General features: G+C 68.7%; 14 protein-coding genes. All 14 read right to left on the bottom strand.

From position 1 onward, the window contains the following. Positions 1 to 6: 6 nt before the first annotated feature. The 14 genes from B7R24_RS06245 to B7R24_RS17995 all read right to left on the bottom strand — a co-directional run bounded on the left by B7R24_RS06245 (position 7) and on the right by B7R24_RS17995 (position 13,575). Positions 7 to 1,134, bottom strand: coding sequence for a prephenate dehydrogenase (locus B7R24_RS06245; protein ID WP_116418121.1), 1,128 nt, complete (start codon positions 1,132 to 1,134; stop codon positions 7 to 9). Beyond that, positions 1,082 to 1,957 carry a pseudouridine synthase gene (locus tag B7R24_RS06240; protein ID WP_116418120.1) on the bottom strand — a complete coding sequence of 292 codons (876 nt, stop codon included), beginning with the start codon at positions 1,955 to 1,957 and terminating at the stop codon, positions 1,082 to 1,084. The genes B7R24_RS06245 and B7R24_RS06240 overlap by 53 nt, the downstream gene beginning before the upstream one ends. Beyond that, a complete protein-coding gene (gene scpB, locus B7R24_RS06235) occupies positions 1,941 to 2,525 on the bottom strand; it encodes an SMC-Scp complex subunit ScpB (RefSeq protein WP_253259333.1) in 585 nt (194 codons plus the stop codon). The genes B7R24_RS06240 and scpB overlap by 17 nt, the downstream gene beginning before the upstream one ends. Positions 2,526 to 2,559: 34 nt before the next feature. Further along, the gene (locus tag B7R24_RS06230; protein WP_116418451.1) at positions 2,560 to 3,408 is read right to left on the bottom strand and encodes a segregation and condensation protein A; all 849 of its coding nucleotides are present in this window, start codon (positions 3,406 to 3,408) and stop codon (positions 2,560 to 2,562) included. 7 nt (positions 3,409 to 3,415) lie between these two features. After that, on the bottom strand, positions 3,416 to 4,306 hold the full coding sequence (locus tag B7R24_RS06225) for a ParA family protein (RefSeq protein ID WP_116418118.1): 891 nt from the start codon (positions 4,304 to 4,306) through the stop codon (positions 3,416 to 3,418). Positions 4,307 to 4,513: 207 nt separating this feature from the next. Beyond that, entirely contained in the window at positions 4,514 to 5,431 is a 918-nt protein-coding gene (gene xerD / locus B7R24_RS06220; RefSeq protein ID WP_116418117.1) for a site-specific tyrosine recombinase XerD, read from the bottom strand. Positions 5,432 to 5,457: 26 nt separating this feature from the next. Continuing rightward, positions 5,458 to 6,105 (bottom strand): NUDIX domain-containing protein, encoded by a 648-nt coding sequence (locus B7R24_RS06215; protein ID WP_116418116.1) that lies wholly within the window; start codon positions 6,103 to 6,105, stop codon positions 5,458 to 5,460. Positions 6,106 to 6,114: 9 nt separating this feature from the next. Then, positions 6,115 to 7,764, bottom strand: coding sequence for a CTP synthase (locus B7R24_RS06210; RefSeq protein WP_147303999.1), 1,650 nt, complete (start codon positions 7,762 to 7,764; stop codon positions 6,115 to 6,117). A 123-nt stretch (positions 7,765 to 7,887) separates the two neighbouring features. Further along, the gene (recN, locus tag B7R24_RS06205; RefSeq protein ID WP_116418115.1) at positions 7,888 to 9,606 is read right to left on the bottom strand and encodes a DNA repair protein RecN; all 1,719 of its coding nucleotides are present in this window, start codon (positions 9,604 to 9,606) and stop codon (positions 7,888 to 7,890) included. A gap of 17 nt (positions 9,607 to 9,623) precedes the next feature. Then, positions 9,624 to 10,577: an NAD kinase gene (locus B7R24_RS06200; protein WP_116418114.1), complete on the bottom strand. Its 954-nt coding sequence runs from the start codon at positions 10,575 to 10,577 to the stop codon at positions 9,624 to 9,626. Then, complete coding sequence (locus B7R24_RS06195; RefSeq protein ID WP_116418449.1) at positions 10,532 to 11,353, bottom strand: TlyA family RNA methyltransferase; 822 nt, start codon at positions 11,351 to 11,353, stop codon at positions 10,532 to 10,534. Before B7R24_RS06195 ends, B7R24_RS06200 begins: the two co-directional genes overlap by 46 nt. A 37-nt stretch (positions 11,354 to 11,390) precedes the next feature. Next, the gene (locus B7R24_RS17550; protein ID WP_172582730.1) at positions 11,391 to 11,564 is read right to left on the bottom strand and encodes a hypothetical protein; all 174 of its coding nucleotides are present in this window, start codon (positions 11,562 to 11,564) and stop codon (positions 11,391 to 11,393) included. Between the two features lie 21 nt (positions 11,565 to 11,585). Next, positions 11,586 to 12,578: an HAD-IIA family hydrolase gene (locus B7R24_RS06190; protein WP_253259302.1), complete on the bottom strand. Its 993-nt coding sequence runs from the start codon at positions 12,576 to 12,578 to the stop codon at positions 11,586 to 11,588. 4 nt (positions 12,579 to 12,582) lie between these two features. Next, positions 12,583 to 13,575: a hypothetical protein gene (locus B7R24_RS17995; protein ID WP_253259301.1), complete on the bottom strand. Its 993-nt coding sequence runs from the start codon at positions 13,573 to 13,575 to the stop codon at positions 12,583 to 12,585. Positions 13,576 to 13,751 lie beyond the last annotated feature (176 nt).

Raw genomic sequence — 13,751 nt, 5'->3', positions numbered from 1 at the left:
CTCCACTCATCCGGCGATCCGCCATCCGCGTTCGCCCAGCCACTCTGTCAGCCCCGGGACCGCCTCGGGCACGACCGCGATCTCGGCGAGCCCGATCTGCGCACCCGGGGAGTGTTCCAGTCGCAGGTCTTCGAGGTTCACGCCGGCCTCGCCGATCTCGCTCATCAGCCGCGCCAGTTCGCCGGGCCTGTCGTCGACCATCACAACCAGCTGCGCGAAGCGCCGGTCCTGCCCGTGCTTGCCCGGAATGCGCGCCACTCCGACGTTGCCGCCCAGCAGTTCCTCGGCCAGCCGCCGCCGGTTGCCGACGGCCTCGGGCGCGTCGAGGGTCTCTATCACGCGGTCGAGATCGGCACGAAAGGCCTTCAGGATGCCCGCCACAGGTGCTGCGTTCGCCCCGAGTATCTGCACCCAGAGCCCCGGGTCGCTCGCGGCGACCCGGGTCACGTCGCGGAGGCCCTGCCCCGCGAGGTTCACCGCGGCGCCCGGAGCGTCGGTCAGCCGCTTCGCCATCAGTGTCGACACCACCTGCGGAACGTGCGAGACCAGCGCCACGCTGCTGTCGTGCGCCTCGGGCGTCATCTCCACGAGGGTCGCGCCGAGGTCGAGGATGAGGTCGTCGATGACGCTCCCCCGCTGGTACGAGACGCCGTCGTGCGCCGCCACGACCCAGGGCCGTCCGAGAAAGAGGTCGGCCCTGCCCTGCAGCGGCCCGCCCCGCTCGCGACCGGCCATCGGGTGGGTGCCGATATAGCGCGAGACGTCGGCACCGGATGCCCGGAGTTCGTGCAGAACGCTGAGCTTCACGCTCGCCACATCCGCCACCACCGCGTGCGGAAAGGCCTCGAGCTCGGCGGCGACCACCTGCGCGGTGACGTCGGGCGGAACACACACGACGATGAGGGAGGGCCGATCATCCGGTGCCGCCTGCCGGCCCGCACCGTAGTCGACCGCAATGCTGACATGCGTCGGTGAGGCGTCGGCGACGATCACGTCGACACCGCGCGCGACGAGGCCCAACCCGATGCTCGTGCCGAGCAGCCCGGCACCGACCACCCGCACCGAACCAGTGAGGCGGCTCTCAACCACGGTCGGGGGCCCCGGTGACGGGTGCTGCGGACGCGCCAGGCGCATTGGATGCGCCCTGCGCGCCCGGGGCCTTCGCCTGTCGCGACAGGGTCAGCAGCGCGCCGAGCTCGTCGCGGCTGAGGTCGCGCAGCTCGCCTGCCGCAAGCGTGCCGAGGTGCAGCGGGCCGAACTGGCGGCGCACGAGCTCGATGACGGGGTGGCCGACCTCCTCGAGCATCCGCCGAACAATGCGGTTGCGCCCGGAGTGCAGGGTCACCTCGACGAGGCTCGAGCCGTTCGAACTGTCGATGAGGCGCACCCTGTCGGCCACGATCGGGCCGTCGTCGAGCTCGACCCCGGCGGTCAGCTTCGAGATGGTCTGCGGCGTGACGCGCCCCTCGACCTGCGCGATGTACGTCTTCAGCACGCCGAACGACGGATGCGCCAGCACGTGCGCCAATTCGCCGTCGTTGGTGAGGATGAGCAGGCCCGAGGTCTCGGCGTCGAGCCGGCCCACGTTGAACAGGCGCTCCTCGTACTGCGAGGTGTAGCGCGAGAGGTCGGGCCGGCCGTGCTGGTCGGCGAGCGACGACACGATGCCCACGGGCTTGTTCAGCAGAACGTAGCGCTTCGTCGTGTCGAGCTGCACGGCCGTGTTGTCGACCGCGACTCTGTCGGTCGTCGGGTCGATGCGCCGGCCGAGCTCCCGCACGACCTCGCCGTTGACGCGCACCCGGCCCGCGGTGATGAGGTCTTCCGACACGCGCCGTGAGGCGACCCCCGCGGAGGCGAGCACCTTCTGCAGGCGCACACCCTCGGGCAGTGGAGCGTCGCCGGCGCGGGCGTCGCCACCGCGCCGCTCTTCAGGAAACTCAGTGGAACCGGTCATCGAAACCCTCCGCACCATCGGCCAGGAGTGGTGAAATTCTCGGAAGCTCGTCAAGCGTGTTGATGCCGAGCTGTGACAGCAGCAGATCCGTCGTTCCATAGTAGATGGCGCCGGTTTCGCCGTCGGTCGAGACCTCGGTGATGAGCCCCCGCCCGAGGAGCGTGCGCACCACCGAATCGACGTTCACGGCCCGGATCGACGCGATCGCACTTCGCGTGATCGGCTGCTTGTAGGCGATCACCGAGAGCGTCTCGAGCGCCGCCTGCGAGAGCCGTGAAGGGTTTTCGGTCAGGACGAAGTCACGAACGACGGCGTCATAGGTCGATCGAACATACAGTCGCCAGCCTCCGGCGACCTCCCGCAGCTCGAATCCGCGCTGAACGCCGCCGTCTGCACCGTCGAAGTCGGCCACGAGCCGCTCGATGCTCTGACGCACGGCCGCGACGGGTCGCCCGAGGGTCGTCGCCAGGGCCATCAGGCTCTGCGGTGCGTCGGCCACCGTGAAGATCGCTTCGAGGGAGCGTTCGAGATCGAGCGGACGATCATCCTGAACCGGCGCGCCGGCCATGCCCTGCCCCACCTGCCCCACCTGCCCCAGGATCTCAGCTGTCATAGTCGGCCCCCAGGCTCGAGAGGCTCTCTTCCGACCAGTTCTCGGCCGTCCAGCGCAGGGTCAGTTCACCGAGCGGCTCGAGCTGCTCGAACGCGAGTGCCGCGTGCCGGTAAAGCTCGAGCACGGCGATGAACCGGGCCACCACGATCCCCTTCTCGAGGATGCCGTCGATCAGCCGCCGGAACGACACCGGCTCACCCGACCGCAGCGCCGACACGACGTGCGCGGCCTGCTCCCGGATGCTCACCAGCGGTGCGTGCAGATGCTCCAGCCCGAGCACGGGCACCTCGCGTGGCGTCAGCGCCAGCACCGCGAGCGCGGCGAAGTCGTCGGGGCTAAGCGTCCACACCAGTTCGGGTGTCTGCTGCCGAAACTTCTCCTCCAGCCGCACAGCGCGCGCGTGCCGGTGCCCCTCGTCGTCGAAGTGCGACGCGAACCACAGCGACACCTGTTTGAACGCCCGGTACTGCAGAAGCCGGGCGAACAGCAGGTCGCGCGCCTCGAGCAATGCCACATCTTCGGCATCGACGAGCTCACCCTGCGGCAGCAGCCCGACGATCTTCAGGTCGAGCAGGGTTGCTGCCACCACCAAAAACTCGGATGCCCGTTCCAACTCCTCCTCGGAGTCGAGGTTCTTCAGGTAGCTCAGAAACTCGTCGGTGACAGCGCTGAGGGCGATGTCGGTGATGTCGACCTCGTGCTTCGAGATCAGCGAGAGAAGCAGGTCGAAGGGACCTTCGAAGTTGCTGAGGCTGAGCGAGAAGCCGGGTGTGGCAGGCAGCTGTTCCGCGAGGGGTTCACCGCCACCGCGGGAGGCACCGCCACCGCGGGCATCCAGAACCGCCCTAGGCGACCGCGCCACGGAAGACCAGTTCTCGCGCGAGCTGCCGGTACGCGTTCGCGGCCGGGTGATCGGGAGCGAACTGCGTGATCGGCGTACCCGACACGCTCGCGTCGGGAAACTTGATCGTGCGCCCGATGACCGTCTCGAGCACATCCGTGCCGAACGCGTCGACCACGCGCTGCATGACCTCACGCGAGTGCAGGGTGCGCGAGTCGTACATGGTCGCGAGGATGCCGTCGAGCTTGATCGCCGGGTTCAGCCGGTCTTTGACCTTCTCGATCGTCTCGACCAGCAGCGCCACACCGCGCAGCGCGAAGAACTCGCATTCGAGCGGAATCAGCACCCCGTGGCTGGCGGTCAGCGCGTTCACGGTCAGCAGGCCGAGCGACGGCTGGCAGTCGATCAGAATGACGTCGTACTCGTCGCTCACGCGGCGCAGCACCCGCGCCAAAATGGTCTCGCGGGCGACCTCGCTGATGAGGTGCACCTCGGCGGCCGAGAGGTCGATGTTGGCGGGGATGATGTCGAAGTTCGGCACACTGGTCTGCCGAATCACGTTGTGGGGGTCTTTCTCGGTACCCAGCAGCAGGTCGTAGATCGTCAGGCTGTCGTGAGTGTCGACGCCGAGCCCGGCCGACAGCGCGCCCTGCGGGTCGAAGTCGACCGCCAGCACACGCCGGCCATCGTCGGCGAGAGTTGCGCCCAGGTTGACGGTTGTCGTGGTCTTGCCCACGCCACCCTTCTGGTTGCAGAGCGAGATGATGCGCGCGGGGCCGTGGCTCTTCAGCGGAGCGGGCTGCGGAAAGATACGGCGCGGCCGGCCGGTGGGCCCCAGATCAGGAGCCTCGAGACCCGGAAGTTCAGAAGCAAGGTCGTTCTTCTTTGCCGTCACAGGCGCTGCTCCTCACTCACCCCGACCTCTCCCAGGGCGGGTGACCCAATTCTAGTGCGACGGCGCGTTGCCCTCGGGGAGCCGCGCCCGCGCGCCCGTCGGTGAGACACCTCCGGACACGTGAGACGCGCACGCGGCTCTCACCTGTCCGAAAGTGTCTCACTGAAGATGCAGCGGCGCGCGGTGCGTCGGCGGGCGCGGGGTGCGTCAGCGGGCGCGGGGGTGCGCCGTCTGGTACATGTCGCGGAGGGTGTCGGCGGTGACCTGGGTGTAGATCTGCGTCGTGGTGACCGAGGAGTGGCCCAGGAGGTCCTGCACCACGCGCACATCAGCGCCACCGGTGATCAGGTGGGTCGCGAAGGAGTGCCGGAAGGTGTGCGGGGAGATGTGCGTCTCGAACCCTGCCCGTCTCGCCGCCGCCTGGATGACGAGCCACGCCCCCTGCCGGCTCAACCGGTCGCCGCGCAGCCCGAGGAAGAGTGCCGGCGTCGACCTCCCCCGTACCGAGTAGAGCGGCCGCACCCGCACGAGGTACGCGTCGAGCGCTGCCCGCGCGAAACTCCCCACCGGAACGATGCGCTGTTTGCTCCCCTTGCCCACGACCCGCACGAAGTCGTCGTCGGCGCCCACGTCGTCGACGTTCAGCGCCACCACCTCCGACACCCGCGCGCCCGTCGCGTAGAGCAGCTCGAGCAGCGCCCGGTCGCGAAGCGACTGCGGATCATCTCCTCCGGTCGCCTCCAACAGCGTCGTCATCTGCCCGATCGAGATCGCCTTCGGCAGTCGCATCGCGAGCTTCGGCGGCTTCACCTCCCGCGCCGGGTTCGCGTCGGTCGCGCCCTCTTCGGCGAGAAACCGGTGCAGCCCCCGCACCGATGACACGATACGGGCGACGGATGTCGCGGCCAGCGGCGAAGCCTCGACACCGGGTTCGGCGAGTGTCTGCAACTGCCGCGTGAACTCCCCGATCGCGGTCTCACCGATCTCCCCCGGGCCCCGGATGCCCGCCGACGCCAGCCACGCCGCATACCGTTCGAGGTCACGGCGGTAGGCGGCCAGCGTGTTGGCCGAGAGTCCGCGTTCGATCGTGAGGTGCCGCAGGTACCCGTCGATGAGCTCGTCCATCACGCGCCGCCGGTAAAGATCGGGCCTCAGGAGGCCGCGGGGTGCAGCCGGGTGTACTCCGGCCACGGTGCGTCGGGCGCTCCGAGAGAGCCCCACCCGCGCGACCGGCTCGCCGCCAGCGCCAGGGATGCGATCACGAGGTTCGGATTCTGCAGCTCACGCCGCAGTACCGCATCCACCACCTCGTCGAGGTCGACCCACCGCAACTCGATGTCGGCTTCTTCGTCTTCGCGCTCGAACGGCGTGGCCGTCGAGCGCACGTCGCGGGCCAGATAGATGCGGATCAGTTCGTTGTTGCCACCCGGCGTCGTGGCGTAGTCGGTCAGCACGTTCCAGGTGTCGGCCTCGAGATCGGCCTCCTCTGCCAGTTCGCGCTTCGCGCCGACGAGCCAGTCTTCACCCGAGACGTCGAGCAGCCCGGCCGGGATCTCCCACTCCCGCGTGCGGATGGGGTGGCGGTACTGCTTGATCAGCAGCATCCGGTCGTTCTCGTCGAGCGCGACGATCGCAACGGCCCCGGTGTGGTCGACGAACTCGCGCACCACATCGGCGCCGTTGTACACGAACGTCTCACGGCGGACATCCCAGATTTTGCCGTCGAAGACGACCTCGCTGCCGGTGATCTCGGGGGTGGCTGTCTCGTCGGAGAGCGGTGAGGGTGTGGAGTCGGTCACGGGAAGCCCCTACGCGTCGGTCGGGAAGAGCCGGGTGGATTCCTGGCGGGCGAGCGCTGCCGAGATCAGCCCGTCGAAGAGCGGATGCGCTCGGTTGGGCCGCGAGCGCAGCTCCGGGTGCGCCTGCGTACCGACGTAGTAGGGGTGCACGTCGCGCGGCAGCTCGACGAACTCGACGAGCTGGTCGTCGGGCGAGGTGCCCGAGAACCACAGCCCCGCATCGGCGATCTGGCTGCGGTAGTGGTTGTTGACCTCGTAGCGGTGACGGTGCCGCTCCTCGATGGTGGGAGCCCCGTACAGCGACTCGACGAGCGACCCGCCCGCGAGCTTCGCCTCGTACAGCCCCAGGCGCATGGTGCCGCCGAGGTCACCGCCCGCGATGATGTCCACCTGCTCGGCCATCGTCGCGATGACCGGGAACGGGGTGTCGGGGTTGAACTCGCTCGACGACGCCTCGTCGAGACCCACCACCGTGCGGGCGTACTCGATGACCATGCACTGCAGGCCGAGGCACAGCCCGAGCGTCGGGATACCGTTCTCCCGCGCGAATCGCAGGGCTCCGAGCTTGCCCTCGATACCGCGCACGCCGAACCCCCCGGGAACGCAGATACCGTCGAGGTCGCTGAGCTCCTTCGAGGCCTTCTCGGGCGTCTCGCAGTCGTCGGAGGCGATCCACCTGAGGTGCACCTTGGTCTTGTGCGCGAACCCGCCGGCCCGCAGCGCCTCGGTGACCGAGAGGTAGGCGTCGGGCAGGTCGATGTACTTGCCCACGAGGCCGATGGTCACCTCGTGCCGCGGTTCGTGCACCGCCTCGAGCAGCGCCGACCATCCCGACCAGTCCACCTCGTTCGTGGTGAGGCCGAAGTGGTCGATGATGTAGGCGTCGAGCATCTGGTCGTGCAGCATCGTGGGGATGTCGTAGATCGAAGGCACATCGATCGCGTTCACCACGGCGTCTTCGTCGACGTCGCACATCAGGGCGATCTTGCGCTTGTTCGAGTCGGAGACGGGTCGGTCGCTCCGCAGCACGAGGGCATCGGGCTGGATGCCGATCGACCGCAGCGCCGCCACGGAGTGCTGCGTGGGCTTCGTCTTCTGCTCACCCGAGGCGTTCATGAACGGCACCAGCGACACGTGCACGAAGAACACGTTGCGACGACCGAGTTCGTGCCGCACCTGGCGGGCGGACTCGAGGAAGGGCTGGGACTCGATGTCGCCGACCGTTCCGCCGATCTCGGTGATGATCACGTCGGGAGCGTTCTCGCCCTGCGCCTGCAGCCGCATGCGGCGCTTGATCTCGTCGGTGATGTGCGGAATGACCTGCACCGTGTCGCCGAGGTACTCCCCGCGCCGCTCCTTGGCGATGACGGTGGAGTAGATCTGTCCGGTCGTCACGTTCGCGGCCTGGTTCAGGTTGATGTCGAGAAACCGCTCGTAGTGCCCGATGTCGAGGTCGGTCTCGGCACCGTCGTCGGTCACGAAGACCTCGCCGTGCTGGAACGGGTTCATCGTTCCCGGGTCGACGTTAAGATACGGGTCGAGCTTCTGCATCACGACATGCAGGCCACGAGCGGTGAGAAGATTCCCGAGGCTGGCGGCGGTGAGACCCTTACCCAGGCTGGAGACAACACCACCCGTCACGAAAATGTGCTTCGTCAGCTTCGCGGGGCTGAGCGCCTCTTCGGCGCTGGCACGGGCGTTCAACAGGGGGCCGTTTTGATCATCATCCACGGAGTTCCACTCTAACAGTACGGATGCCCGTCCCCGCCGTTCGCCGAGCGGTCACGCCCCCGACTCGCTCGCCAGTTCGATCAGTTCGCGCGCGTGAGCGAGCCCGCTCTCGCTGTCGGGAAGACCCGACAGCAGCCGGGCCATCTCGGCCACCCGGGCCTCGCCGGTGAGCTGCTGCACGCTCGATTCGGTGACGGCCCCCTCGGAGTCCTTCACCACCGAGAGATGGTTCGTGGCGAACGCCGCCACCTGCGCCAGATGGGTCACCACGATGACCTGGGATTGTTCGGCCAGCCGGGCGAGTCGCCGCCCGATCTCGATGGCGGATGCCCCGCCCACCCCCGCATCGACCTCGTCGAACACGAAGGTCGGCACCGGATCGGTCGCGGCCAGCACCACCTCGATGGCGAGCATGATGCGCGAAAGTTCGCCGCCCGAGGCTCCCCGCCCGAGCGGCCGCGGCTCGGCGCCGGCGTGCGAGGCCAGCAGGAAGTGCACAGCGTCCCGCCCCGAGGTCGTCAGCTCGATGCCCGAAACGACCTCCACCACGAGGGAGGAGCCGCCCATCGCCAGGGCCGCCAGTTCGTCGGAGACCGATCCGCTCAGTCGCCCCGCGGCCTCCGACCGCGCCACGCTCACGTTGGCGGCGAGGGTCTCGGCCAGAGCGAGGGCGTCGGCCGTTGCATCCGTCAATTCGTCGATGCGATCGGAATCGTTCTCGAGTTCGATCAGCCGCGGCCCGGCCGCCCCGAAGTAGTCGATGACTTCGTCGAGGGTCGGCCCGTATTTGCGGGCAAGCACCGACAGCGCCGCGCGTCGATCCTGCACCTCGTCGAGTTCGGAGCCGCCGTCGGTGTCGAGCTCGGCGAGGTAGCTCGAGAGCTGGGTGGAGATCTCGGCGACGAGGAACGAGGCGCTGGTCAGCGACTCGACGATGGGCTCGAGGGCGGGGTCGTGCGCCTGAACCCGTTCGAGCTGCCGCAGGGCGGAGTCGAGCAGACCGACCGTGTCGGCGCGCCCATCGAGTTCATCGGAGGAGACCGACTCCCGGGCCGACGCCGCCGCGAGCCGCAGGTCTTCGAGGTTGGTGAGCCTGCTCGCCCGTTCCGCCAGCGCCTCCTCCTCGCCGGCGATCGGCGCGAGTGCGTCGATCTCGGCCACCGCGATGCGCAGGGCGTCGGCCTCGCGGATGCGCGCCTCACGCTGGGAGACGAGCGTCTCGAGCTCAGAACGAAGGCCCTGCCAGGCGTGGAACGCACTCTCGTAGGAGTCGAGCAGGTCGCGGAACGCCCGCCCGGCGAACCGGTCGAGTGCGAGCCGCTGCTCGGTCGACGACTTCAGGCGCAATTGGTCTGACTGCCCGTGCACCACCACAAGACTCTCGCCGAGCTCGCCGAGCACCCCGACCGGGGCGCTGCGGCCACCGACAATGGCGCGGCTGCGGCCCTCGCCCGAGACCGAGCGCGAAAGGATCAGCTCGCCGAGCGCGGCCCGGGGCTCGAACTCCTCGACCTCGCCGCCGGCGTCACGCACCCGCTGGGCGACGACGCCGTCGACGCGAACGCTCCAGCGACCCTCCACCCAACTCTGGGCACTGCCGAGCCGAACCTGGCCCGCGACGGCGCGCTGGCCCATCAGCAGCCCGAGCGCCTGCACGACCATCGTCTTGCCGGCACCGGTCTCGCCGGTCACTGCTGTGAAACCCGGCCCGAGGGGCAGCACCGCTTCGGCGATCACCCCGAGGTCGCGGATCGTGATCTCGTCGATCACTCCGGAACGGGGGCCGCTCACCGGATCACCGGCCCCCGCCAGCCGTCGACCGGCAGCGCGAACTTGCGAACCAACCGGTCGGAGAACGGCCCGTGCGTCAACCGGGCGAGCCGCACCGGCACCTCGGAGCGCCGTGACTCCACCCGCGACCCGTTCGGCAGGTCGAACCCGCGTCGCCCGTCGCACCAGAGCACCCCCGCACCCGGCGTGCGCTCGAGCATCTCGACCGCCAGCACCGAGTCGGGGCCGATGACCAGCGCGCGGGAGAACAGCGCATGCGGGCTCAGGGGCACGAAGAGCAGCGCGTCGAGACTCGGCCACACGATGGGGCCGCCGGCCGAGAATGCGTACGCCGTGGAGCCCGTGGGCGTCGCCATCACGACACCGTCGCAGCCGAAGGTCGAGAGCGGCCGGCCGTCGACCTCGATCACGACCTCGATCATCCGCTCCCGGCTGGCCTTCTCGACGGTCGCCTCGTTCAGGGCCCAGCCGGAGTAGACCACCTCGGAGGCATGCGTCACGACCACGTCGAGCGTCATGCGTTCCTCGACGATGTAGTCACCGTCGAGAACCCTCGAAACCGATGCCTTCAGGTCTTCGCGCTCGCTCTCGGCCAGAAAACCGACGTGGCCGAGGTTGACGCCGAGCAGCGGCACCTTGCAGCCGCGCACGATCTCCGCGGCGCGCAGGATGGTGCCGTCGCCGCCCAGCACGATCACGAGCTCGAGCTCGCTGATCTGCACGCCTTCGCCGAGAACACCCACGAGCGCCGGGTCGGTCAGCCGGTCGGAGATGTCGGCCAGGTCGCTCGGCGACAGCACCGCCGTGACGCCCGATGCCGCCAGCTGGTCGCAGACCTGCATCGCCGCGTCGACGGAATCCCGGCGCCCGGTGTGCAGCACGACGAGAAAATAGCGGGGTGTCGTCACGACGTCTGAGCTCCTGACAGTGAAAGTGCGCGGTCCAACCATTCTGTCGGATTGGTTCCAGCCGAACTGCTCAGCCAGACCAGATACTCATGATTCCCGGCAGTTCCGATGACTGGGGAGGAGAGGAGCCCCGCCGTGCCCAACCCGAGGTCGAACGCCGCCCAGAGCACGGTGGTGATCGCGTCGGCGCGCAGCCCGGCATTTCTCACGACTCCCTCACGGATGCCCGTCCGTCCCACCTCGAACTGCGGCTTGATCAGCAGCACGAAGTCTGCGCCTGGCGCCGCGACGGCCACCAGGGCCGGCAGCACCGTGGTCAGCGAGATGAACGAGAGGTCGGCCACGACCAGCGCGGGCGACTCCGAGACTCCGGAGACCCCAGCGAGCGACTCCGGGGTGGCATGCCTGACGTTGTACCCCTCGATGACGCGCACCCGGGCATCCGTCGACACGACAGGCGAGAGCTGGTCGTGGCCCACGTCGACTGCCAGCACCAGCCGGGCACCGCGCTCGAGCAGCACCTGCGTGAAGCCACCGGTCGACGCCCCGGCGTCGAGCGCAACGCGGCCCGCCACCACGACCCCGTCGAACGCATCGAGCGCGGCCAGCAGTTTGCCGGCACCGCGGCTGACGTAGTGGTCGCTGCCTTCGACCCGCAGCGCCTGGCCCCCGAACACCTTCGCCGAGGGCTTGACCACGACCACGCCGTCCACGCTCACGAACCCGTCGGCGATCAGTTGCGCAGCGTGGTTGCGCGAGCGCGCCAAGCCGCTCGAGGCCAACGCGGAATCGAGGCGGCTGCCCTCCGCGTACCCCACCGCGCGATCGTCGTCGGCCACGCCCTGCTCGGCAGGATCAGGCACGCGGGGTCGACACGTCTCCGCCTTCGAGGCGGGTTCGCAGCTCGTCGTGCAGCTGGCTGTACGCGCCCGAGCGCGCCTCGAGCGGCTGGTCCTCGATGACCCGCAGCCGCGACAGCAGCTCGCCCCTCAGCTCCGCGCCTCCGCTCGGCGCCTCATCGTCTGTCACGCTGCAAGGCTACCCGACGCCTCAGCTGTAGAGCTCCGGGGCGACCTTCAGACCGTAGATGGGGCGCCCGGATTCCCAGATGAGCGCACACGCAGCCCGCAGCCGGTTCACCGCGGAGTCGCCCGCCTTCGCCACCTCGACCTCGTTGCCCTTCAGTCGCACGGTAGCGGAACCCACGGTCGCGCTCAGCCCGTCCTTCGAGAACACCGTCTCGGGATAGGGCTCGAAGAGCCCGCGCAGGTCATCGAGAATGTACGTCGGCCGGGAGTCCTTGTCGGCGGCGATGAGCTGTTTGGCTCCGTCGATACCGGTCAGAACATGCACCGAACGCATTCCGGCGCGGTTGGCACCCACAATGTCGGTGTCGAGCCGGTCGCCGATGAAGAGCGGGGTCTCAGCGGCAAAACGCTTCACCGCCGCCTCGAAGATCGCCTTCTCCGGCTTACCGCCTACCACCGGCAGAATACCGACGGCGGTGTGCACGGCCGACACGAGAGTGCCGTTGCCGGGTGCGATACCGCCCTCGACAGGGATCGTCCAGTCGGTGTTCGTCGCGACCCAGGGGATACCGGTGTGCAGCGCAAAGCTCGCCTGGGCCAGATCGGTCCACGCGACATCCGGAGCAAAGCCCTGGATGACCGCCGCCGGCTGGTCAGCCGCCCGTCGCGTGACGGTGAAGCCGGCCTTCTCGACCTCCGAGGTCAGCCCGACTCCCCCGACCACGAGGATCGTCGATGCCGGCTCGACCAGGTCGACCAGCAGCAGCACCGCGGCCTGCGGGCTCGTCACCACGTCGTGGGGAGCGACCCTCAGGCCGAAGCTCGAGAGGTGTTCGGCCACCTGCTCGTCGGTGCGCGAGGCGTTGTTGGTGATGTAACCGACCCGTGTGCCTTCGGAGACGGCGCGGCCGAGAGCATCCACGGCGAACTCGATCGCGTTCTTTCCCGTGTAGACGACGCCGTCGAGGTCGGCCAGCACCACGTCTACTCCGTTGAGGGGGGTTTCGGATGCCACGTCTCTACTCCTTCTCGTCGTGAAGAGGTTCACTGTCAGCCCCGTCTTCGCCTTCTTCTTCGAAGACCTCCACCAGGTCGTCGTCTTCTTCCGCTGAGGCCGCGTAGAGCGCCGCCTCAGCCCGGTCGGCCCGCTCGCGCCACTCGGCGGCCTCGGCCGCGCGCCCGAGATCATCGAGCACCTCGGCGTAGGCCCAGAACAGCTCGGGGCTGTAGCTGTACGCGCGCGACGCATCGAGCTTCGGGATGCTCAGCTCGGCCAGGGCAGCTTCAGGCTGGTCGAGGTCGAGCCGTGCACCCGACATCGCGATTGCAACGGCGACCTGTGTGGCCGGCGTCAGCGACTCCCGTGGAACCGAACGACCGAGCTCGAGCGCTCGGTCGGGCCGGCCGAGCCCGCGCTCACTGTCGACCATCAGCGCCAATTGCTCGTTCGAACCGGAGATACGCCGGTATGTGCGCAGCTCGCGGATGGCCAGCCCGTAGTCACCCGTCGCGTAGGCCGTGATCGCCAGGGTCTCGCGCACCATCGCAATACGACCCGCCCGTCGAGAGGCCGAGGTGGCGTGCTTGTGGGCGAGCTCCGGGTCACTCTCGATCAGTCGCGCCACCATGACGAGGTGCTTGGCCACGCCATCGGCGTTCTCCTTCGACAGCGTCTTGAGTTCGTTGAACGCGACGCGATCGAGCTCCTTGACCGAAACGTCTTCGGGTACCTCCGGGTCGTCGTGGTGCGCCCGAACGGCGCGCAGCTCACGCTGCCGCAGCTCTTCGGGGCTCAGACCCTCGTCGCGGTACCCGCCGCGGTTGGCCTTGTCGCGGGAGCCGGGAGCGGCACTTCGTGCAGGCTTGCCGTCACTGGTCCAGAGCTTGCGCTCCCCCGACTTCTGCGGCGGACGGGAGCCCCTCGGCCGGTCGGAACCGCTTCGTGGGCCGTCTGATCGCGCACCGTCTGCACGACGCCCCGGGCGCTTCTCCCTGTCTGGCGAATCGCTCATGACACTCCCTGTCGTCTTGGTGCGCGCTGTGTAGATATGTGTCCGCCAGTCTAGTGGCGGGTTTGTGGTGGCTTAACGAGAACAGCCCAGCCGGTGTGGGCTGGGCTGTTTCGAGGATGGGTCCGGCGGTGTCCTACTCTCCCACAAGGTCTCCCTTGCAGTACCATCGGCGCTGA

Origin of the sequence: Subtercola boreus (assembly GCF_003399645.1) — a bacterium.
Classification (GTDB): domain Bacteria; phylum Actinomycetota; class Actinomycetes; order Actinomycetales; family Microbacteriaceae; genus Subtercola; species Subtercola boreus_A.
The sequence above is the reverse complement of the archived record's forward strand: the minus strand, read 5'-3'. Positions and strand labels throughout refer to the sequence as shown.